Raw genomic sequence first — 21,585 nt, forward strand, 5'->3', positions numbered from 1 at the left:
CTATCTGATTCATAATTATCTCATGAACATCTTACAAGAGATTTTTAAAGACAATTACGAAATCATTCAATATACCCTTCATCCCAGAGATGTTGAAATGGAAAATATCTCTAAGATGATTTATTGTGGTGACCCTTCCTTTGGCGGCTCCATGTATGCCTGCCCTCACTGCGGCAACTTGAAGTTCGTTCCTTTTCGCTGCAAAAGCCGTTTCTGTCCTACCTGCGGGGTCAAATACTCCCAGGAACGCTCCACTCAAATGGCCTTTAAACTAATACGCTGTACTCACCGGCATTGTGTCTTTACCATTGATGAAGAATTACGGCACTTTTTTCTGGATGACCGCTCTCTTCTTGACTGCCTTTTCCAGGCTGTCCGCAGTGTTGTCCTGCGTATGTTCCATAATCTCAACAAATCTAAAAACTTTGTTCCCGGCATCGTCTGCGTCCTTCACACTTTTGGGCGTCCCCTGGAATGGAATCCTCATATCCACTGCCTCATTTCGGAAGGGGGATTCTCGGATGACGGCTTCTGGCGGGTCGTCAAGCATTTTAATTATACCCTCTTAAGAAAGTCCTTTCAGACAGCTCTTCTCAATCTTCTCGAAGCCCGCATTGGACCTTCTTTTAAAAAAACGAAAGCTCTTATCTACCATAAGGATAAAAATGGTTTTTATGTTTATGCCAAACCAAATCTCTGTGATACGGATGCGGTCATTAAATATATCAGCCGTTATCTCGGCCGCCCCGTCATTGCCCTGAAACGGATTGATTCCTATGATGGCACTAATGTCACATTTCACTATAACCGCCACGAAGACAATGCCTTTGTAAAAAGGACTCTTCCTGTTATAGATTTTATAAAGCTCCTGATTCAGCACATCCCGGAAAAAAACTTTAAAATGACACGTTACTATGGTCTTTATTCCAGGCACCGTGATAAAGATAAATCACTTTGGAAGGCTGTTCCAAAATCCAGGCACCGCCTGATGAAAACTTTTAATAAATGGCGTGAAGACATCCTTCTGTCTTTTGGCTATGACCCACTCAAATGTACACAATGCAGCCACGAAATGCAGTTCGTAGAGCTTTATTACAATCATCGCCGTGTTTCTCTGGAAGAATTATATGAAAGGGCAATGGCAAAAGTAAAATGCCGTTCTGCTTGATTTTTCCACCTGTCTGTACCATACTTATCTTATTAACAGACAGGAGGCTTCTCATGGATTCAAAATTTTTAGAGGAACTACGGCAAAAATATATTCAAAACCCGCCGGAAGGAATGACAGCCAAACTGGTCAGAACTATGTCTGATTCTGATCTGCTTGATATGCATGAATTTCTTACGGAGGATAATGACCTGGATGACGATGAATTTGAAGAAGGCTTTTATATTGACCTTTTTTAACCACCGTCTGTTTGCTTTGCCCGCATTTTGCGGGCTTTTTTTATCAATTGGTTCGCCATTTGGCGAACTTTCCTATTATACAAGAAAAGCCCCACCTGGTTTTACGGGCTGGGGCACTGGACAAGGGGCAATGCGGAAATCTGCCTGCTTGCCAAGCGGGGACACCCCAAACGCTATTCCCGCAGCGTCCATCAGTTTATCATTTCCCCCATTGAGGAACACAGCAAGAAACCCGACATCACCCGCGAGAAAATCATCGAGCTTGCGGGTGACCTGCCCCGCGCAGAACTGTTTGCCAGACAGAAAACCCCTGGCTGGGATGTTTGGGGCAACGAAGTGGACAGCGATTTTTCCCTGTCCGCACCAGAAACGAGGTGATTTTATTTGGCTTATGTCACTGTCCCCAAGGATTTTACCAAGGTGAAATCCAAGGTGGTATTCGGGCTGACGAAACGCCAGCTCATTTGTTTTGGCGGTGCGCTGCTGGTCGGTGTCCCGCTTTTTTTGTTGATCCGGGGCCGCATCCCCACCAGTGCGGCGGCGCTCCTTATGGTGTTTGCCATGCTTCCGGGCTTTCTGCTGGCGCTGTATGAGCGCCACGGCCAGCCCCTGGAAGTGGTGGTACACCAAATCCTGGAGTGTTGCTTTTTTCAGCCCAAGGAACGGCCCTACCAGACCAACAACGCTTACACCGCCCTTGTGCGGCAATTCCAGATGGAACAGGAGGTAAATGCCATTGTTCAAAAAGCAAAGAAACGAAACGAGCGCAAAAGCGCCGGTCAGGCTCACCCGTGCCGAGCAAAAAGAAATTCAGGCCGTCATCCGCAGGTATAAGGGCGACGGAAAGCCCCACTCCGCCCAGGAGAGTATCCCCTACGAGGCCATGTATCCAGATGGGGTTTGCCGTCTGACGCCCCGCAGGTTTTCCAAGTGCATCGAGTTTTCAGACATCAGCTATCAGCTTGCCCAGGCGGACACCAAGGCGGCCATCTTTGAAAGCCTGTGCGACCTTTACAACTATCTGGATGCCTCCATCCACATCCAGTTTTCCTTTCTCAACCACAAGATCGACCCCAGGCAGTACGCCAAGAGCCTTGAAATCCGGGCGCAGGGCGATGCCTTTGACGACATCCGCACGGAGTATTCCGCCATCCTAAAAGACCAGCTCGTCAGCGGGAACAACGGACTGGTAAAGCGGAAGTTTCTCACCTACACCATTGAGGCTGACAGCCTGAAACTGGCCCGTGCCAGACTGCACCGCATTGAAACCGACCTGTTGGGCTATTTCAAGAGCATGGGGGCCGTGGCGTGGGGGCTGGACGCAACGGCCCGGCTGGAAGTCATGCACCGCATGTTCCACCCGGACGGGGAGCCGTTTTCCTTCGATTGGAAGTGGCTGGCTTCCTCCGGCCTCTCCACCAAGGATTTTATCGCCCCGTCGTCGTTCCGTTTCGGGAACGCCCGGATGTTCGGGCTGGGAGGCAAGTACGGGGCTGTCAGCTTCTTAAACATCCTGTCCCCGGAGCTGTCGGATGAAATGCTGGCCGACTTTCTCAATACGGAAAACGGCATTGTGGTGAACCTCCATGTGCAGGCCATCGACCAGAGCAAGGCCATCAAGACGGTGAAGCGCAAGATTACCGACCTGGACGCCATGAAGATTCAGGAGCAAAAGAGGGCTGTCCGCAGCGGCTACGATATGGACATCCTTCCCAGCGACCTTGCCACCTACGGGCAGGACGCCAAGGAGCTGCTAAAGACCCTGCAAAGCCGGAATGAACGGATGTTTCAGCTCACCTTTCTTGTCCTCAATACCGCCGACACCCGGCAGGCGCTGGAAAACGATGTGTTTTGGGCCGCAGGCGTGGCACAGAAATACAACTGTTCCATTGTACGGCTGGACTACCAGCAGGAGCAGGGCCTTATGAGCAGCCTCCCATTAGGGGCCAGCCACATCCAGATTGAGCGTTCTCTGACCACTTCCAGCGTGGCCGTGTTCGTCCCCTTTGTAACGCAGGAGCTGTTTCAGGATGGAGAGGCCATGTATTACGGCGTCAATGCCAAGACCGGCAACATGATTATGCTTGACCGGAAGCGGGCGCGCTGTCCCAACGGTTTAAAGCTGGGTACGCCAGGAAGCGGCAAGTCCATGAGCTGCAAATCCGAAATTTTGAGTGTGTTCCTCTGTACGCCGGATGACGTGTATGTATGTGACCCGGAGGCCGAGTATTATCCCCTTGTAAAACGGCTGCATGGACAGGTGGTGAAGCTGTCGCCCACCAGCAAATCCTATGTGAACCCGCTGGACATCAACTTAAATTACAGCGAGGATGAAAGCCCGCTGGCCCTAAAATCCGACTTTGTTTTGTCGTTTTGTGAACTGGTGATGGGCGGCAAGAACAGGCTGGACGCCATCGAAAAGACGGTCATTGACCGGGCGGTGCAGGTGATCTACCGGCCCTATCTGGCAGACCCACGCCCGGAGAACATGCCCATCCTCTCCGACCTGCACAAAGCCTTGTTAGACCAGCACATCCCGGAGGCCGACCGGGTGGCCCAAGCCCTTGACCTGTATGTGAACGGCAGCTTAAACGTGTTTAACCACCGCACCAATGTGGACATTGAAAGCCGCATTGTGGCCTTTGACATCAAGGAGCTGGGCAAGCAGCTAAAGAAAATCGGGATGCTGATCGTCCAAGACCAAATTTGGGGCCGGGTGACGCAAAATCGCAGCCAGGGCAAGGCCACCTGGTTCTTTTGTGATGAATTTCATCTGCTGTTGCGGGAGGAACAGACAGCGGCCTTTTCCTGCGAGATTTGGAAGCGTTTTCGTAAGTGGGGCGGCATCCCCACAGGTGCCACGCAGAACGTCAAGGATCTGCTTTTATCGCCGGAGATTGAAAATATTTTGGAAAATTCGGACTTCATCTGCCTGCTCAACCAGGCGTCCGGCGACCGGCACATCCTTGCGGAGCGATTGAACCTATCCCCCCAGCAATTACGGTATGTGGAAAATTCCGAACCCGGCGAGGGGCTTTTGATTTACGAGAATGTAGTTTTGCCCTTTAAGAATCCTATCCCAAAGCACACCCAGCTTTACCAGATCATGACCACCCGCTTAGGCGAGAGGGCCACGGTATGAGGTGCGGGGCCGCAAAAGGAGGTGGCGCACCATGAAGCCCTTAAAACCCCGTGATAAGGTGACGCAGCGCATGACCCGCGCTGGGCTTACACTGGACAACCAGACCACCGGCGAGAGCATGAACATTTCCAGCCGGGAGGCCGAACCGGAATACACGGCCAAGCCGGATGGTACAGCGGAAAAGGCGCTGGAACGGGCTGTGGACATCCGCGACCGGCATAAGGCAAAGCAGGCGGCCCGGCATGGAGAGCGTATGGCAAAGGAAGCCAGCGGCCCGGCCTCCCGACTGCAATTTACCGCCGAGGAACGGGCCTCCCCGGAACTGGCCCCGTATATCAAACAGGCGGAGAAACGGGCCGACCGGCTGGATACAGCAAAAAGCGCCCTCCCGAACAGGCGCGTGATTACCAAGGAAACCGTCTACAACGAAGCCAAGGGAAAGGCCAGAAGCAAACTTCACTTTGAGAAAGTGGAGAAACATCCGCCAAAGCTCAAACCCAATCCGGCCAGCCGCCCGGTGCAGGAGGCGGGGCTATACCTCCACGGAAAAATCCATGAGGTGGAGCAGGAAAATGTGGGTGTGGAGAGCGGCCATAAGGCGGAAGAACTGGCCGAGCGCCAAGCGGGCAAGGCCCTGAGAAACGCCAGACGGCGGAATAAGCTGAAACCCTACCGGGCCGCAGCCAAGGCGGAACGAAAATCCATGGCCGCCAATGCCGAGTTTGTGTATCAAAAATCCCTGCGGGACAACCCGGAACTGGCGCAGGCGGTCACGAATCCCATTTCCCGCCTCTGGCAGAAACAGCACATCAAACGGGAATACGCCAAGGCCGCACGGGCGGCGGGCCGGGGCGCGGCAGGCAGTGCCAAGACCACCGCATCAGCCGCCAGGAAAGCCGCAGAGAAAGGTAAACAGGCCGCGTCCCTTGTGGCCCGTCACTGGAAAGGGGCGCTGCTGATTGGCGGCGTGGGCCTCATGCTCCTGTTTCTGATGGGGGGCCTGCAATCCTGCACCGCCATGTTTGGCAGTGCCGGGACGGGACTTGCGGCCACCTCCTATCTCTCGGAGGACAGCGATATGCTGGGAGCCGAGGCTGCCTACGCCGGGATGGAAGCTGATTTACAGTACGAATTGGACCACTACGAAACCCTGCATCCCGGCTACGACGAGTACCGTTTTGAGCTGGACGAGATCGGCCATGACCCCTATGTACTGACCTCTATCCTCTCCGCGCTGCATAACGGCGTGTTCACCTTGGAGGAAGTATAGGGCGACCTTGCCATGCTCTTTGAGCAGCAATATATCCTGACCCAGACGGTTGAGACGGAAATCCGCTACCGCACCGAAACGAGTACGGACAGCGAGGGGAACGAGTACGAGGAAGAAGTTCCCTACACCTATTACATCTGCAACGTGACGCTGGAAAACAGGGATTTATCCCACCTGCCCGTCTCCCTCATGGACGAGGAAGCATTAAGCCTGTACGCCGCCTATATGCAGACGCTGGGCAACCGGCCAGACCTCTTTCCAAGCGGCAGCTATCCCAATGCCTCCACCATTAAAGAGCCGACCTACTATGAAATCCCACCGGAGGCGCTAAAGGATGAAGCCTTTGCGGCCATGATCGCGGAGGCGGAAAAGTATGTTGGCTTTCCCTATGTCTGGGGCGGCAGCTCCCCCAGCACCAGCTTTGATTGTTCCGGCTTTATTAGCTGGGTGGTCAATCATTCCGGCTGGAATGTGGGACGGCAGACGGCGCAGGGGCTTTACAGTCTCTGCACCCCCGTTTCACCGGAACAGGCAAGGCCCGGCGACCTGGTATTTTTCGTCGGCACCTACGACACCGCCGGGATGTCCCATGTGGGGCTGTATGTGGGCAATTCGGTGATGCTGCACTGCGGCGATCCAATCAGTTACACGAACCTAAATTCAAGCTACTGGCAACAGCATTTTTATTGTTACGGGCGTTTACCTTAAACGCCAGAAAGGAGTGTTTGACTATGGCAATGAACAAATTGGAACGCATTGAAAAGGACATTGAGAAAACCAAGGACAAGATCGCGGCGCTGCAAAAGCAGCTTCGGGATCTGGAAGCGGCCAAGACGGAACAGGAAAACTTGCAGATTGTCCAGCTTGTGCGGGACCTGCACATGACGCCCCAGGAATTTGCCGCCTTTGTCCGGGATGGCGCGTTGCAGGCACCCCCAGCCCCGCAGCCGGATTTTGAGCAGGACGAACAGGAGGAAACCGCCGATGAAGAATAAAGCCATTCGCATGTTCACCGCAACACTGGCCGCTGTGCTTTGCATGGCGGCTGTTTCCGTCACCGCCTACGCCGGAGGTGTTGACCCTCACCCGCAGCCATTGCCGGAGGAAACGGAAAAACCCACCACCGGGGGGATCGAGATGGAGCCGGAGGACGTACCCGTCACACCCAAGGGCAATGCGGCGCTGGTGGATGATTTTTTCGGGGATAAGCAGTTGATCACCGTCACCACCAAGGCCGGGAATTACTTCTATATCTTGATCGACCGGGCCAACGAGGACAAGGAAACGGCGGTGCATTTCTTAAACCAAGTGGACGATGCCGACCTGCAAGCACTGTTGAAGGACGGCGAGACCAAGCCGGAACACTGTACCTGCACAACCAAGTGTGAGGCCGGGGCTGTCAATACGAATTGCCCGGTGTGTAAAAACAACATGAACGCCTGCACCGGGCCGGAGCCGGAAGAACACAAGCCGGAGGAAGCCAAGCCGCAGGAGGAAAAGCCAAACGGCATAGGCGGCCTTGTGGTGTTCCTGGCGGTCGTTCTGGCAGGCGGCGGCGCGGCTCTTTACTTCTTCAAGTTCCGCAAGCCAAAAGCGGACATCAAGGGCGGCGACGATCTGGACGAGTACGACTTTGGGGAGGACGAGGACGACGAGGAAGAAGCCCCGGAGCCAGATGACACCCAAGAGCCGGGGGAAGATTGGTTGATCGAGAAAGAAGCACCTGAACCAAACAAGGAGGATGAGGAATGAGTATTCAGTTAGTGATTGCAGAGAAACCGAGCGTGGCCCGCAGCATTGCGGCAGTGATTGGAGCGGAGAAAAAACAGGACGGCTACTTAGAGGGAAACGGCTATCTGGTGAGCTGGTGTATCGGCCACCTGGTTTCCCTTGCCGACGCCGGGGCCTATGACGAGCGGTTCAAAAAATGGCGCTATGACGACCTGCCGATTATCCCGCAGCAGTGGCAGTACATCATCCCGGACGAGAAGAAAAAGCAGTTTGAAATCTTACGTTCCCTGATAGAGCGCACCGACGTGGAGAGCCTTGTGTGCGCCACAGACGCCGGGCGAGAGGGAGAACTCATTTTCCGTTTCGTCTACCAGATGGCGGGCTGCAAAAAGCCGTTCAAACGTCTTTGGATTTCCAGCATGGAGGACGGGGCCATCAAGGACGGCTTTGCCCATCTAAAACCGGGGGCAGACTACGACAGCCTGTATCAGTCGGCTCTTTGCCGGGCGCAGGCGGATTGGCTGGTGGGGATCAACGCCATACGGCTTTTCTCCATCCTCTACCACAAGACCCTGACCGTGGGCCGGGTGCAGACACCCACCCTCAAAATGCTGGTTGACCGGGAAAGCCAAATCGGCAATTTCAAGAAAGAGAAATACCACGTTGTCCATATCGCGGCGGGCGGCATGGAGGCGGCCAGCGACCGCTTTACAAGTCCTGACGATGCGGAGGCGGCTAAGGCGGCTTGCGCTGGGGCACAGGCTGTTTGTGTTTCCGTCAAGCGGGAGCAAAAAACGGAGAAACCGCCCCGCCTCTATGACCTTACCACCTTGCAGCGGGAGGCTAACCGGCTCTTTGGCTTTACCGCCAAGCAGACCCTAGACTATGCCCAGCAGCTTTATGAAAAGAAGCGGCTGACCTATCCGAGAACAGACAGCCAGCACCTTACCGACGATATGCAGCCCACAGCGGAAAGCCTTGTGTCCGGCCTCTGGCCGTTGCTCCCCTTTGCAAAGGGGCTTGACCTCTCCCCGCAGTTGGGCCGGGTGCTGAACAGCAAAAAGGTGAGCGACCACCACGCCATCATCCCCACGATGGAGTTTGTGCAGAAAGGCTTTGACGGGCTGACCGAGGGGGAGAAAAAACTTCTCTCCCTTGTGTGCTGCAAGCTCCTGTGCGCCGTGGCCGCGCCTCATGTGTTTGAGGCCGTCACCGCCACTTTCACCTGTGCCGGGAAAGAGTTTACCGCCAAGGGCAAAACCATCCTGACGCCGGGCTGGAAAGAGATTGACCTCCGTTTCCGTACTTGCTTTAAGGCCGATGCCAACGAGAACGCGCCGGAGCTGGCGCGGGTACTGCCTGAGATCACCGAGGGCCAGACCTTTGACAAGGCGGAGGCCAGCATCACCGAGCATTACACCGCGCCCCCGAAGCCCTACACCGAGGACACGCTACTTTCGGCTATGGAACGGGCCGGGGCCAAGGATATGCCGGAGGACGCCGAACGCCAAGGTTTGGGAACCCCGGCCACCCGCGCCTCCATTCTGGAAAAGCTGGTGCAGATGGGCTTTGTGGAACGAAAAGGCAAGCAGCTTCTTCCCACCAGGGACGGCCATAACCTTGCCTGCGTCCTTCCGGATGTGCTGACCTCTCCCCAGCTTACGTCTGAATGGGAAACGAAGCTGACGGCCATTGCCAAAGGTCAGGCCGACCCGGAGGACTTCATGCATGACATTGCAGAAATGACAAGGAGCCTGATTGTGGGCTATTCGCAGATCAGCGAGGACGCACAGAAGTTGTTTCAGGATGAGCGTGTGGCTATCGGCAAATGCCCCCGTTGTGGGGAGAGCGTCTACGAGGGCAAGAAAAACTATTCCTGCGGAAACCGGGCCTGCCAGTTTGTCATGTGGAAGAATGACCGATTTTTTGAGGAACGGGGCAAAGCGTTCACCTCGAAAATCGCCGCCGCTCTGCTGGGAGACGGAAAGGCAAAGGTAAAGGGACTGCTCTCTCTGAAAACCGGCAAGACCTACGACGGCACGGTGCTTTTGGCCGATATCGGCGGCAAGTATGTGAACTACCGCGTGGAACAGAGGGGCAAAAACTAAAAAACAGCAAGCATAGGGAGTGTAGCCACACTCCCGGTAAACTCCCTGTCCCGGCCATTCTGCCGGGCGGGAATTTTCACTTTGGGAAGGCTTCAATCCCCCTGTCTCATGAACCCCCGTTTGTGCGCAATGGATTCAGATTTGCTTTTCAACATCGGGTATCCCTGCTATAATATGCGCAAGGAGTATGTCATGCAAAAGAGGAACCGATGAAACAACCGGATAAAAAATCACGTTTGAATGGTATGGCTGCGATTGGGATGGGGCTTGGCCTGATTTTTGGAATTTTGTTGAAGGACCTCCCGCTGGGCCTTTTGATGGGAGCGGCACTGGCTGGCTTTGGAAATATGACAACGAAAAGGTAGGCGGATGGTTATGAAAAAATGGATACTTATTTTTAGCGCAATCGCATTGCTTTTGTTTTCACTGACCTTTGTTCTATGTAGCCGGGAAAATAATCTGGCAGCACTGTCCAGACAAAGCGGGATTGACTTAACGATAGGGAAAGTTGTTTCCCACAAGGATACGCATGGTGGATTTCATGGAGATGGTGTTTCCTACACAGTGGTACAGTATCCCGATGATTCCATCGGTGAACAAATGGAAGAAAGTGAAACCTGGCATACACTTCCACTTCCCGAAAACTTAGATACTTTCCTATACCAGCCATACGATGATGAAGTATCTATACCGGAAATACAGGACGGATACTATTATTTTTATGACCGCCATTCGGAAAGTAGGAATCCATATGATGATTCCGAGTTGTTCCAACGTTTTTCCTTTAATTTTACCTTTGCAATTTATGATCAAAGCTCCAATCAAATATATCTCATTGAATATGACACATAAAGGTAGTCGATCTGTTTGATTTTAAGAACGGCTTAGACCAGGAGGAACAATGTATACGAACAGCCGGGAGAACGAAGTCCGTTTGCTGAAACGGTTATGGGCAGAGCTTCCAACCATATGCCCCAAATGCCACCAAGCGGAATTAGAGCATCTTCATAAGAAAGCGAAAAAGAGTAATCTGGACTGGAAGTGCCCTGCCTGCGGAGAAATTTACCGCACCATAAACATGCTGAGTGAGCTGCCGGATTCTTAAATTTCTGTATGGCCTGGCTCTTGCAACCTACGGTTGCGTTTTAGTTGGTAGCCTGCAACCGGAATGTTGATGTATGATGAAATCTGAAAGGAGGGCGTGAACATGGCACTGAGCGAAAACATTAAAGCCAGGCGTACACAACTAAAAATGTCCCAAGAGTATGTTGCCGATCAGTTGGGCATCAGCCGTCAAGCTGTTGCAAAGTGGGAAGCAGGAACCAGTGAACCGACATCTAAAAACTTATCGGAACTGGCTTCTCTCTTTGAAATGAGCATTTCTGAATTGGTTGATCCTCAAACCTATGCCGAGGAACAAGAGACGCAGGAACAAAAATTAAGTACTAAGCAGCGAAATGCCAAGATGCTTTTTGGCAGGTGGGGGGCTGTCATACTGATGAATGCTGGCTGGGACGGCTATTCTTCCGGTCTGTATGGTACAGACTTCCCGTACTATTGGTTAGCCATTTTGGCGGTTGGTCTTGTATTGCTGTTTATCACATCAAAGGATATGGGGAAAAAGCATAGGCTTGAAGCATTGCAGATTATACTTGGTCTTTCCATGATTTTCTCTGTTTTCTTTTTGCCGCGCATCATTCCTTTGGAGCAGGTTGGAGTGACGTATCTTCTGGCAGATGTGATTACTGCAATCTGCGCGATTCTATTAAGTTTGAAATATTGGCGGCATATTTGGAAGGTTAAATAAAACAAAGGCCGTGTAGGCCCCTCTTATTCACAACTAAATACCAGCCGCCCACCGGCGGCACAACCCAGCAGGAAATCTTTGAAACGGTTTCCTGCTTTTCTTATGCCATTTTTTAGGAAGGATGTGACACCAAATGTCTTATAGCTCTTATGACCATGACGATTTAGAACCGGCCAGCACGATGCGGATCGAGCGCCGGATTTACTTTGAAAGCGGCAAGGCCGATCTCTCCGAAGCGGTAAAGTTGCCCCTTGCGGAGCTTCTTTCTCTGCGGGCGGAAAGCGCCGCCGCAGAACAGGAAGTGTTTGACCGTTTGAAAGCGCAGGCCGCCGCATGGGAGAAACAGGCCGGAAGAACCCTGTTTCTGGACAAAGTCCTGGAATATGCCCGGACGCTTCCCGTCACGCACACTTCCAACCAGTGGGAGCAGCCGGACAACTACCGGCATATCCGCAGCAACATGGTTTACCAGATGTATTACTCCATTTCAGAGAACACCCGGTACGACAGCGCCGCCCAAACCTCCGTCCCTTACTCCTGGACATTAAGCTGGAGCCTGCGCACCAACGCGCCGGGCAGCTACCGGCAGGCCAAGATTGCCGGACAGGATCGGAAAGTCTTTGCCAGCCGGGAAGCACTGGACAAGTACCTGAATGGCCGTATCAAGGCACACGCCCATTACTTTACGGAAATTTCCCCGGCTATCCCTAAGGAATACGCCGACTATTTCAAGGTCAACGGCTGTCTGCTCCCCGGCTACACCATCGAAGGGGAGGAACCGGCAAAAGCCGCAGAGCTTCCCACACAGGAGGAACCCATGCAGCCGCCAACGTTCAACACCACCCCGGAACGGAGAGCCTCCGTGAACGAAGTATGTTCCATTTTTCTTGATAACCACGCCGAAGCACAATCCGACGAACCACATGGCTGCTGGCTTTCCCTGCCAACGACCGCCGAACAGGTGCAGGCCGCCTTAAACGAAATCCATATCACCGCCGACAACCAGCAGGATTGTTTCATTGCCGGTGTTTCTGCCCCGGAGGGGCATCCGCTGGAACTGCCGGAGGACTTGATACAATCCGCCAGTGTGGACGAACTGAACTTCCTTGCCGTGCAGCTTCAAAAGTTGGATGCTGTGGAACGGTCGCAGTTAAACGCCGTCATGCAGTCCCTGGAGAAATTTCAGACCATCGGGCAGGTCATCGACTATTACAAAATACCGATTGCTTTATTCTCATTGACGCCAAAGACTACCGCACCTTAGGGGATTACTACCTGAATCATTCGGGCCTGATGGTGATTCCCGATGAATGGAAACCGGCCATTGACACGGAACGGCTGGGCCAGTTTATTGCCCAGGGGGAACAAGGCACATTCACCGAGTACGGGTATCTTCTGCGAACCGGGGACAAATGGCAGCGCGTCCATGAGGGCCAGCCAGTGCCGGAAGAATACCGGGTGATGGCCTATCCTGCGCCGGAAATTATGCGGGAGGAAAGCAAGGTGCAGCCGGAGACGGCAGCTCCCGCAAAGGCCCCGCAGCCTGTCACCCCCATTCTATTAAACAGTCAGAACAGTACCGACCGTATGAAAGAAATCACCGACCGGCTGGAAATCGGCATACAGGAGCTGTTTGAGAGTGAACGCTACAAAGCCTATCTCACCTCCATAGCGAAGTTCCACAGTTACAGCTTCAATAACACCCTCTTGATTGCTATGCAGGGGGGCCAGCTGGTAGCGGGCTACAATAAGTGGCGGGACGAGTTTCACCGCAATGTGAAGAAAGGCGAAAAAGCCATCAAGATCCTGGCCCCGGCCCCGTTCAAAGCAAAGAAGGAAGTGCCGAAGCTGGACGCCCAGGGCAAGGTGGTGATAGGCCAGGATGGAAAGCCAGTCACCGAGGTACAGGAAATCCAAGTTCCGGCCTTCAAAATCGTGTCCGTCTTTGATGTAAGCCAGACCGAGGGCGGGCCGCTGCCCTCTATCGGCATGGAAGAACTGACCGGCAGCGTGGAACGGTACGAGGAATTTTTCAAGGCGCTGGAACAGACCTCCCCCGTCCCGATGTCCTTTGAGGACATCCCCGGCGGCTCCCACGGCTACTACCACTTGGCAGAACAGCGGATCGCCATTCAGGAGGGCATGAGCGAATTACAGACCCTAAAGACGGCCATCCATGAGATCGCCCATTCCAAGCTCCACGCCATCGACCCGGAAGCCCTGGCCATAGAGCAGGCCGACCGCCCCGACAGCCGCACCCGCGAAGTGCAGGCCGAAAGCGTGGCTTATGCCGTTTGCCAGTACTACGGGCTGGATACCTCCGATTATTCCTTTGGCTATGTGGCCGGTTGGAGTTCCGGCAAGGACTTGAAAGAGCTGAAAGCCTCCCTTGAAACCATCCGGGCCACCGCCCATGAACTGATTACCACCATTGACGGCCACCTTGCCCAGCTTCAGAAAGAACGGCAGGCCCAGCAGGAACAGCCGCAAACCGCACCGCTGGAACAGGCCGCTGAGCAGCCAGACCCAGGCAGTGCATTTTCCAAGTTGCCCCCCAAGCAACAGCAGGAAATGACCGACAGCGTAAAAGCCATGCTGCAAACCCTCATTGAAGCGGATTTAAAATCCACCGGCGAGGTATCACAGGGAACCAAGGAGGCGGCGCAGGAACAGGGCTTTACCATTGCCGGGGACGGTTCACTGGAAAAGGCCGAGGCCCCGCAGGAAGCCGCCTACCGTCTGGAAAGCGGCGATTACCTGTATATCCAGACATCGGAAAACGGTTATGACTACACGCTATATGGCCCTGACTACAAGGAGCTGGACGGAGGCCAGCTTGACAATCCCGACCTGTCCCTTATGGAAGCTGGAAAGGAAATCCTTGCTGCCCATGAGCTACCGGCTGGGACGATGGAACCCCTGACCGGCGACGCGCTGGACGGTTTTCTGGAAGCCGCCAAGCAGGCCAACGCCATTCCCCAGCCGCAGGCATGGAACGGAATCGACGGTATTTTGAACGGCAATCCCTTGATGCCGGATGTATCCCCGGCTGACCGGGCGGCCGCCCTGATCGCGCTGGCCGAACAAAGCGCCCCGCTTTTGGGAAGGGAAGAACGGAAGTTGATTATGGACTATGCCGACGCCGTGAACGACCCGCAAAAAATCATAGGGCTGATCAACCACCTATGTGAACAGGGGTATGAACTTCAACACGGCAAGATGGATGACGTTGTAAAAAGCCAGATTGTAAGTGAGATGGCCGTTGCCAGGGCGGAACAGACCATCGCCTGTGACCCGGAAGCCGAGCCGATTGTCACGATTCTTTGGAGTGAAAGCCCCCACTTAAAAGATGGCCAGCAAATGCCATTACATGAGGCCGACGCTGTTTTTCAGTCACTGGACGAGGCCCAACGCCGCGGCCGAGAACAGCCGGGCTATACGGGAAGCTGGTACGACAAGACCAGGTTCCGCATTGACTTTACCATGCAGGGCCAGCCGGACAACTACGAGGGGCGGCAGGACTTTGGCGATGGGGACGGTTCCCTGATTCAGCATATCCGGGGCTGCCACGAATACTACGAACAGGATGAAAGCTGGAAAAACCATGTGCTGCACCATGAGGGGCCGGAGGCATGGGAAGCGGACAAGGCCCAGCGGGATATGCTGCTGCATACCTTTGTCCCATATCTCAAACAGCACTGCAACCTTTCCCGTATGGAACAGGAGGCCCAACACCTTTTACGATCCGGCGATCCCCTGTTGCCAGAGCAGACCGCCTATTTGGACGCCTTGGTGGAGTATGTAAGAGAGTGCCGTCCGCTTCTCAATCAGGGAGAATCGTTACCGGAGCCGCCGCAGCTTTTCGACTTTGATAAGAGCTTGCAGGACTATAAGGCGCAGGTCAAGACCGAGCTGGAACAGGAAGCCGCCACTGCCGGGCTGACGGTGGAGGAATATATTGACTCTGGTTCCTATGCCCCGGCGCAGCCTAACTTTTCCATCTACCAAGTGCCGCCCGGCCCGGAGGGGCGCGACTTCCGCTACCGTTCCTATGAGGACTTGCAGGCGGACGGGCTTTTGGTGGACAGGAAGAATTACCAGCTTGTCTACACCGCGCCGCTGGATAAGGACACCACACTGGACGAGATTTACCGCCGCTTCAATATGGAACATCCCGCCGATTACAAGGGACGTTCCCTCTCTATGGGGGATATTGTGGTGTTCCGGCAGGACGGGGAACAGACGGCCTACTATGTGGACGAGGGGGCCGACTACCGGCAGGTGCCGGAGTTCTTCTCCCAGCCGGAAAAGCAGCTCACGCCGGACGAGTGCATGACCGGCGAACAAATCCAGACGCCGAGGGGACGTTTCTATCTGACCGACAGGAGCCGGGAACAGATGGAGGCTGCCGGGTATGGATTCCACCACCAGTCGGAGGACGGCAAGTATCTTATTATGGCAAACGGCACAAGGGCCTTTGCCATCCCGGCCCAGCAGGACAGCCACATCAAAACCGCTGAAATGTCCACCGAGCAGAACTACAACATGATCGACGGCATGATGAACAACGCCCCGTCTATGGAGGAACTGGAAGCAAAGGCAAAAGCAGGGGAACAGATTTCCCTTTTGGATGTGGCCGAGGCAGCCAAGGCGGAGGCCAAAAAGCCCAAGCAAACGCGCAGGACAACACAAAAACCAAAGAAACCGTCCATCCGGGCGCAGCTTGCCGCCGCCAAGGAGGAACAGAAAAAGAAGTCCCCGGCGTGGGAAAAATCAAAAGAAATGGAGGTATGAGGAATGTATTTCACCGTGGAAGAAGAAAACCTGCTCTGTCTGTATCATAATGCCGAACGCCGCAGGACAGCAGCAAATCTCCGGACAGTTCTGCCGGATATGGACAAGGAAATGGCTACGCTGGCCTGCCAGACCGCCGATAAGCTGGACGCCATGAGCGACGCCGACTTTGCGGCGCAGCGGTTCCACTTCACAGACGAGTAAGCAAAACGCCGGGCGCGAGGGCTATATGGCCCTTGCGTCCGGCATTTTGTTTGCCCAGCATGGGCGTTTTCTAATGGGTGAAAGTCCCAAGTGCGCGTAGGCAACAACGAAGCACATAGCCGAACAGCAAGGGTGTCCGCCGTGAGACGGAATCTGAAAGAAGCTGTAAGCAAACCTCTGACCTGACGGACAGGAACCGCATATAAGGCTCGGAAATACGGATAAGGTGGCAAAAGGCACTGAAGTCCAAAAGGTTGCCGGAAGTACGAGTAAATGCGGCAGGTACATGGAGGAAAAGAACACGCACCTTAACTGGGGAGGTCTCACAGGCGGTCTCATTAGCCGTAGTAACAACGAATTGTGAGAAGTCAGCAGAAGCCATAGTAGTGAGGAAGTTCCTGTAATGGGGACGGAGCGAAGGGCTGAACAATCAATCAGTTGAAGTACGTTCCACTTCGTAGCCGGAGCATACGCCTGTCGATGACTTCAAAGGCGGCAAAGGCAAAAGGGGCAGAAAGGAAACAACGCATGGACACAAGCAGTCTCATGGAGCAGATATTAAGCAGGGATAATCTAAATGCGGCGTATCTGCAAGTCGTAAGGAATAAAGGAGCGGCAGGCGTGGACGGGATGACCGTTGAAGAACTTGGCGCATATCTTTCGGAAAACGGCGAAAACATTAAGGAACAGTTGCGGACGAGGAAGTATAAGCCGAAGCCAGTCCGCAGGGTGGAGATACCCAAACCCGATGGTGGTACAAGAAATCTTGGAGTGCCAACAGCAGTAGACCGCTTTGTACAGCAGGCGGTGGCACAGGTGCTTACCCCGATATTTGAGGAGCAGTTTCACGACCACAGCTATGGATTCAGACCCAAGCGGTGTGCACAGCAGGCAGTCCTTAAAGCATTGGAAATGATGAATGACGGACACAACTGGATAGTGGATATCGACCTAGCGAAATTCTTTGACACAGTAGACCATGACAAGCTGATGACGATTTTCGGACGGACAATAAAGGACGGAGATGTCATATCGGTGGTAAGAAAGATTCTGGTCAGCGGCGTAATGATTGATGATGAGTATGAAGATACGGTAGTCGGCACACCGCAGGGTGGAAATATCTCGCCGCTGTTAGCAAATATCATGTTAAATGAGCTGGACAAAGAACTGGAAGCAAGGAGGCTGGATTTCGTCCGGTATGCAGATGACCTTATTATAATGGTCGGGAGCAGACAGGCGGCAGAGCGGGTAATGAAGAGCGTGGCTCGGTTTATAGAGGAAAAGCTTGGACTGAAAGTGAACGCGGAAAAGAGCAGGGTTGATAAACCAAAGGGCATTAAGTATCTGGGGTTTGGATTTTACTATGACTCATTTGCCAAAGGGTACAAAGCCAGACCACACCCGAAAGCGGCAGCAAAGTTCAAGGCGCAGATGAAGAAATATACAAGCAGGAGCTGGGGAGTGGGCAATGGTTATAAAATTGGGAAACTCAACCGGCTTATCCGAGGGTGGATAAATTATTTCAAAATCGGAAGCATGAAAAGGCTGTGCGCAAAAATGGACGGACAGATTCGGTATCGACTGCGCATGTGCATATGGAAACACTGGAAAACGCCAAAGAACAGGGAAAAGAATCTTATCAAACTTGGTCTGCCGCCAAATGCGGCACATGGCATTTCATATGCCAAAGGATATGCCAGAGTGTGCAGAAGCTGGAATCTCCACATTTGTATCAGTAAAGAGAGACTAGCTAAGTTTGGTCTTGTATCCATGGAAGACTACTACGCCGAAAAGGCTGTTACATGTTAAGTTGATTGAACCGCCGTATACCGAACGGTACGTACGGTGGTGTGAGAGGTCGGAAGGCGAAATAATCGCCTTCCTCCTACTCGATTATATGGTCTTAAACGCTGAAATCATATCGCGAATATTTTGAAATCTTTTGGTTTTATCCGGGTTCAATCCTCTCTCAACAAAATTTCGTAAATTCTGATTCGTAATTTTTTCAGTATTAGTTTTACCTGTCATTACAAAATAAATAACTCTGGTGAGAGCATAAGTTTCGTGAACTATGCCATAAGTGTTAAACCCCTCGACAACCAGTGCAGGATCATTAAAATAACCCTTGAACTCCGTATTAACCGTTGTTAGCGTACTATCAGGAATTTTTACAAGTCCAAAATCTGAAAGTTTAACTACAAGGGTATCGTCGTACTCTTTTATCAAAATATTTTTAGGGCTTATATCACGATGCAGATGTCCTTTTGAATGAAGATAATCAAAAGCGCGTAATATTTGTTGGGCAATTCCTTTTCGCTGTATAATTGTTAAGGTGGAGTTATGAGCAGCGATATATCCGTCCAGTGTATAATCCATATATTCCATAATATACTCATTTTTATCTGGATTGTAGCAGTAAACTTCAAGTATGTATGGAGAAGATAGATCATTCATTACATCAAATTCTCTTTTGAAACGGGCCATTTCTTTATCTGTAAGTTCCTTTTTTGCACGCTTTAAAATAAAAGGCCGATTATAAAAAGTGTCCTTATATTTATAAACATTAGCATAAGAACCGCTTCCGATCAGCTTCAAATCAAATGTAAAATCTTGTTGCTTATGTGAAATGGTTATGCTACTAAGAGGTAAAAAAATAGGAAGTGTATAATATAATTCGACCTTTGCCATATTGGGCGGTAATGAACTGCCTCCACTTGAACTAAGGAAATCTCGACAGCGTGTAAGTAACTCTAAATAGTATGGGTCTATTTGAAAGGCTAAAGGCGTTGCTTTTAGTGAACTTACTAAGCTGAATATAATTTCGATTCTCTTAATTAAATCTCTGCTCGGTTCTGCCCAAAAGTGTGCTTCATGTTCCCCAGTTGGTAGCCTTTCGTTCATTGTTCTAAAAAGTCCAACCAGATCATGATGTAAGGTCATAAGTATTTCCCGAAGTTTTTGATTTCTAAATGATTTATATAAATCGGAGTATTCCACATTTATTTGACTACATGATAATAATTCTCTGTACTGTGATTCAATATAGTTTTCAATATTCATACAAGTTCCACCGTTTCCCGCTTTGTTTTACTGTATTATATCATGCAATTACATAATCGGCAATTATCCAAAACGCCGGGCGCGGGGCTGTATTGCCTCTGCGTCCGGCATTTCTTGGTGCGCCCGGCGGCGCACGTTTCTAACCGGTGCAAGTCCGGAATCCGCCCGGTGGTGGGAAGGATATAGCCGAAGGCAAGGGTGTCCATCGTGAGGTGGAATCTGAAGGAAGCTGGATATGGGGAACATACTAACCCATGGGCAAATCTCTGGTCTGACGAACAGAAATCACATCAGGCCATGCGTGAGGGTAAGGCTGCCAAACAAGTCGAAGCCCAATAACCACACGGAATCATGTATGGTAAATGTGGCAGATAGATGGAGAGAAAGAAACGTGTGGTACCCGGGGAGGTCTGTGCGGAATGTCCTGAAAGGGATAACCACTATCGTGAGGTAGTGCTGAACGTACAGAAGTCAGCAGAGGTCGTAGTAGTCGAGAGACGAAGGACCGAATCAACAGGAGTCTTTAGTACAACCGGGAAAGGAGGAAAGAACATTGGGTACAGAAAACAGAGATAGCTGCTCACAAAGAGACAGCGCGGAACGTGAAGGGTATGTGAGAGCGCACCGTTCTTTCCGCCGGATATGGAAGGAAAGAGACAGTGCACAGCCGGAACTCTTAGAGAAGATACTGAATAAGGACAACTTAAACAGAGCTTTTAAGAGAGTAAAGGCGAATAAGGGAGCGCCGGGAATCGACGGAATGACCGTAGAGGAAACAGGTGACTGCCTAAGGGAAAATCAAAAGGAACTGATAGAGAGAATCAAAAGGGGAAAATACACCCCCGACCCAGTAAGACGAGTAGAGATTCCCAAGCCAGAGGGAGGAATGCGAAAGCTGGGCATTCCAACCGTGAAAGACCGTATCTTCCAGCAAGCCATAGGACAGCAGTTAATGCCAGTCTATGAGGCGCTGTTCTCGGAGAACAGCTATGGGTATCGGCCGGGAAGAAGCGCCAGGGACGCCATTTTAAAGGTAAAAGAGTATGCAGAACAGGGATACACCCATGCCGTTGCATTGGACCTGTCGAAATACTTTGATACTCTGAACCAAGAAATGCTATTAAATATCCTGCGCAGAGATGTAAAGGATGAAAGGGTTATCCAATGGATAAAGAGATACCTAAAGAGTGGTGTCATGGAAAACGGTGTAGTCATGGAGACAGAGGAAGGATCGCCGCAAGGAGGAAATCTATCCCCGCTGCTGGCAAATGTCTATCTGAACGAGTTCGACCAGGAGTACGAGAAACGAGGAGTGGCTTTTGTACGTTACGCAGATGATATAGTATTGTTAGCTAAAAGTGAGAGAGCCGCAAAGAGACTTCTGGAAACAAGCACGAAATATCTGGAAGGGACGCTGAAATTGCAGGTGAACCAGAAGAAAAGCCGTGTAGTAAGTGTATTTGCAATCCGAAATTTTAAGTTCCTTGGCTTCACATTGGGAAAGAACGGAAAGGGCATTTATGTCCGAGTTCATGGGAAGTCATGGAAGAAAATGAAGTCAAAACTGAAAGACCTTAGTTCCCGAAGGTCTGTTCAGAGCATACGCCCATCGTTAGAAAAGATAAAGGTGTATATGCGGGGCTGGCTGAATTATTATGGAGTAGCAGATATGAAGAACCGAATAGAGGGACTGAACCAATGGCTATATCACAGAATCCGAATGTGTATATGGAAACAATGGAAGAAACCGAAAACGAAGGTAAAGAACCTGCTGAAAATGGGAGTGCCGAAAGAATTGGCATGGAAGGCAGGGAACAGCCGAAGAGGCTATTGGTTTACCACACAAACGGTAGCGGTAAATATGGCAATGACAAAAGAAAGACTGATAAACAGAGGCTATTATGATTTAGCCACAGCCTATCAGTCCGTGCACGTCAACCGTTGAAACCGCCGTGTACCGAACGGTATGCACGGTGGTGTGAGAGGACGGGAGTTAATCACTCCCTCCTACTCGATTTTGTCCATTTTCCCGCATTTAGAACCCCGTTTTGCGGGGAACAGG

The 21,585-nt window shown here is 51.9% G+C and carries 18 protein-coding genes and 2 pseudogenes; 19 read left to right on the top strand and 1 reads right to left on the bottom strand.

What is annotated here, in order from left to right; all coding sequences use genetic code 11:
* The first annotated feature begins 22 nt into the window (after window positions 1-22).
* The 17 genes and pseudogenes from ARB69_RS19045 (at window position 23) to ltrA (ARB69_RS19115) (ending at window position 18,272) form a co-directional block, all read left to right on the top strand.
* Window positions 23-1,168: an IS91 family transposase gene (locus ARB69_RS19045; RefSeq protein WP_055154720.1), complete on the top strand. Its 1,146-nt coding sequence runs from the start codon at window positions 23-25 to the stop codon at window positions 1,166-1,168.
* Between the two features lie 53 nt (window positions 1,169-1,221).
* Window positions 1,222-1,407 carry a hypothetical protein gene (locus tag ARB69_RS19050; protein ID WP_055154703.1) on the top strand — a complete coding sequence of 62 codons (186 nt, stop codon included), beginning with the start codon at window positions 1,222-1,224 and terminating at the stop codon, window positions 1,405-1,407.
* A gap of 81 nt (window positions 1,408-1,488) precedes the next feature.
* Window positions 1,489-1,785 (top strand): annotated as a pseudogene (locus ARB69_RS19055) (MT-A70 family methyltransferase); the annotation flags it as partial.
* 6 nt (window positions 1,786-1,791) lie between these two features.
* Window positions 1,792-2,241, top strand: coding sequence for a PrgI family protein (locus ARB69_RS26180; RefSeq protein WP_007036732.1), 450 nt, complete (start codon window positions 1,792-1,794; stop codon window positions 2,239-2,241).
* Complete coding sequence (locus tag ARB69_RS19065) at window positions 2,138-4,549, top strand: VirB4-like conjugal transfer ATPase, CD1110 family (RefSeq protein WP_174518419.1); 2,412 nt, start codon at window positions 2,138-2,140, stop codon at window positions 4,547-4,549. The genes ARB69_RS26180 and ARB69_RS19065 overlap by 104 nt, the downstream gene beginning before the upstream one ends.
* A 31-nt stretch (window positions 4,550-4,580) precedes the next feature.
* A pseudogene (locus tag ARB69_RS19070) lies at window positions 4,581-6,527 on the top strand (C40 family peptidase).
* A 23-nt stretch (window positions 6,528-6,550) separates the two neighbouring features.
* On the top strand, window positions 6,551-6,814 hold the full coding sequence (locus ARB69_RS19075; RefSeq protein WP_002566668.1) for a DUF4315 family protein: 264 nt from the start codon (window positions 6,551-6,553) through the stop codon (window positions 6,812-6,814).
* Window positions 6,804-7,571, top strand: coding sequence for a DUF4366 domain-containing protein (locus ARB69_RS19080; protein WP_002566667.1), 768 nt, complete (start codon window positions 6,804-6,806; stop codon window positions 7,569-7,571). The genes ARB69_RS19075 and ARB69_RS19080 overlap by 11 nt, the downstream gene beginning before the upstream one ends.
* The gene (locus ARB69_RS19085) at window positions 7,568-9,658 is read left to right on the top strand and encodes a DNA topoisomerase 3 (protein WP_055154706.1); all 2,091 of its coding nucleotides are present in this window, start codon (window positions 7,568-7,570) and stop codon (window positions 9,656-9,658) included. The genes ARB69_RS19080 and ARB69_RS19085 overlap by 4 nt, the downstream gene beginning before the upstream one ends.
* A gap of 209 nt (window positions 9,659-9,867) precedes the next feature.
* The gene (locus tag ARB69_RS27245) at window positions 9,868-10,023 is read left to right on the top strand and encodes a hypothetical protein (protein ID WP_002566665.1); all 156 of its coding nucleotides are present in this window, start codon (window positions 9,868-9,870) and stop codon (window positions 10,021-10,023) included.
* A 10-nt stretch (window positions 10,024-10,033) separates the two neighbouring features.
* Window positions 10,034-10,510: a hypothetical protein gene (locus tag ARB69_RS19090; protein ID WP_055154707.1), complete on the top strand. Its 477-nt coding sequence runs from the start codon at window positions 10,034-10,036 to the stop codon at window positions 10,508-10,510.
* A gap of 49 nt (window positions 10,511-10,559) precedes the next feature.
* Entirely contained in the window at window positions 10,560-10,763 is a 204-nt protein-coding gene (locus tag ARB69_RS19095; RefSeq protein WP_002566663.1) for a hypothetical protein, read from the top strand.
* A gap of 102 nt (window positions 10,764-10,865) precedes the next feature.
* On the top strand, window positions 10,866-11,465 hold the full coding sequence (locus ARB69_RS19100) for a helix-turn-helix domain-containing protein (RefSeq protein ID WP_002566662.1): 600 nt from the start codon (window positions 10,866-10,868) through the stop codon (window positions 11,463-11,465).
* 133 nt (window positions 11,466-11,598) lie between these two features.
* Window positions 11,599-12,729 carry an antirestriction protein ArdA gene (locus ARB69_RS28500; protein ID WP_242857636.1) on the top strand — a complete coding sequence of 377 codons (1,131 nt, stop codon included), beginning with the start codon at window positions 11,599-11,601 and terminating at the stop codon, window positions 12,727-12,729.
* A gap of 29 nt (window positions 12,730-12,758) precedes the next feature.
* Window positions 12,759-16,259 (top strand): LPD25 domain-containing protein, encoded by a 3,501-nt coding sequence (locus tag ARB69_RS19105; protein ID WP_242857637.1) that lies wholly within the window; start codon window positions 12,759-12,761, stop codon window positions 16,257-16,259.
* 3 nt (window positions 16,260-16,262) lie between these two features.
* Complete coding sequence (locus ARB69_RS19110) at window positions 16,263-16,463, top strand: transposon-transfer assisting family protein (protein ID WP_055154708.1); 201 nt, start codon at window positions 16,263-16,265, stop codon at window positions 16,461-16,463.
* A gap of 528 nt (window positions 16,464-16,991) precedes the next feature.
* Window positions 16,992-18,272 (top strand): group II intron reverse transcriptase/maturase, encoded by a 1,281-nt coding sequence (gene ltrA, locus ARB69_RS19115; RefSeq protein ID WP_002578445.1) that lies wholly within the window; start codon window positions 16,992-16,994, stop codon window positions 18,270-18,272.
* 84 nt (window positions 18,273-18,356) lie between these two features.
* Here the strand turns inward: ltrA (ARB69_RS19115) and ARB69_RS19120 are convergent, their stop codons facing one another.
* The gene (locus ARB69_RS19120; RefSeq protein ID WP_002566659.1) at window positions 18,357-19,523 is read right to left on the bottom strand and encodes a protein kinase family protein; all 1,167 of its coding nucleotides are present in this window, start codon (window positions 19,521-19,523) and stop codon (window positions 18,357-18,359) included.
* Between the two features lie 375 nt (window positions 19,524-19,898).
* Between ARB69_RS19120 and ARB69_RS26805 the strand changes: the two genes are divergently transcribed.
* Window positions 19,899-20,099: a hypothetical protein gene (locus tag ARB69_RS26805; RefSeq protein ID WP_157355672.1), complete on the top strand. Its 201-nt coding sequence runs from the start codon at window positions 19,899-19,901 to the stop codon at window positions 20,097-20,099.
* On the top strand, window positions 20,077-21,468 hold the full coding sequence (gene ltrA, locus ARB69_RS19125) for a group II intron reverse transcriptase/maturase (RefSeq protein WP_055154709.1): 1,392 nt from the start codon (window positions 20,077-20,079) through the stop codon (window positions 21,466-21,468). Before ARB69_RS26805 ends, ltrA (ARB69_RS19125) begins: the two co-directional genes overlap by 23 nt.
* Window positions 21,469-21,585 lie beyond the last annotated feature (117 nt).

This window comes from Faecalicatena contorta (assembly GCF_001404335.1).
GTDB lineage: Bacteria > Bacillota > Clostridia > Lachnospirales > Lachnospiraceae > Faecalicatena > Faecalicatena contortus_B.

Excerpts from the sequence above, each read along its gene's own strand:
- ARB69_RS19045 (WP_055154720.1), top strand. The coding sequence starts at position 23 with ATGAACATCTTACAAGAGATTTTTAAAGACAATTACGAAATCATTCAA.
- ARB69_RS19050 (WP_055154703.1), top strand. The coding sequence starts at position 1,222 with ATGGATTCAAAATTTTTAGAGGAACTACGGCAAAAATATATTCAAAAC.
- ARB69_RS19065 (WP_174518419.1), top strand. The coding sequence starts at position 2,138 with ATGCCATTGTTCAAAAAGCAAAGAAACGAAACGAGCGCAAAAGCGCCG.
- ARB69_RS19075 (WP_002566668.1), top strand. The coding sequence starts at position 6,551 with ATGGCAATGAACAAATTGGAACGCATTGAAAAGGACATTGAGAAAACC.
- ARB69_RS19080 (WP_002566667.1), top strand. The coding sequence starts at position 6,804 with ATGAAGAATAAAGCCATTCGCATGTTCACCGCAACACTGGCCGCTGTG.
- ARB69_RS19085 (WP_055154706.1), top strand. The coding sequence starts at position 7,568 with ATGAGTATTCAGTTAGTGATTGCAGAGAAACCGAGCGTGGCCCGCAGC.
- ARB69_RS27245 (WP_002566665.1), top strand. The coding sequence starts at position 9,868 with ATGAAACAACCGGATAAAAAATCACGTTTGAATGGTATGGCTGCGATT.
- ARB69_RS19090 (WP_055154707.1), top strand. The coding sequence starts at position 10,034 with ATGAAAAAATGGATACTTATTTTTAGCGCAATCGCATTGCTTTTGTTT.
- ARB69_RS19095 (WP_002566663.1), top strand. The coding sequence starts at position 10,560 with ATGTATACGAACAGCCGGGAGAACGAAGTCCGTTTGCTGAAACGGTTA.
- ARB69_RS19100 (WP_002566662.1), top strand. The coding sequence starts at position 10,866 with ATGGCACTGAGCGAAAACATTAAAGCCAGGCGTACACAACTAAAAATG.
- ARB69_RS28500 (WP_242857636.1), top strand. The coding sequence starts at position 11,599 with ATGTCTTATAGCTCTTATGACCATGACGATTTAGAACCGGCCAGCACG.
- ARB69_RS19105 (WP_242857637.1), top strand. The coding sequence starts at position 12,759 with ATGGTGATTCCCGATGAATGGAAACCGGCCATTGACACGGAACGGCTG.
- ARB69_RS19110 (WP_055154708.1), top strand. The coding sequence starts at position 16,263 with ATGTATTTCACCGTGGAAGAAGAAAACCTGCTCTGTCTGTATCATAAT.
- ltrA (WP_002578445.1), top strand. The coding sequence starts at position 16,992 with ATGGACACAAGCAGTCTCATGGAGCAGATATTAAGCAGGGATAATCTA.
- ARB69_RS19120 (WP_002566659.1), bottom strand. The coding sequence starts at position 19,523 with ATGAATATTGAAAACTATATTGAATCACAGTACAGAGAATTATTATCA.
- ARB69_RS26805 (WP_157355672.1), top strand. The coding sequence starts at position 19,899 with ATGGAGAGAAAGAAACGTGTGGTACCCGGGGAGGTCTGTGCGGAATGT.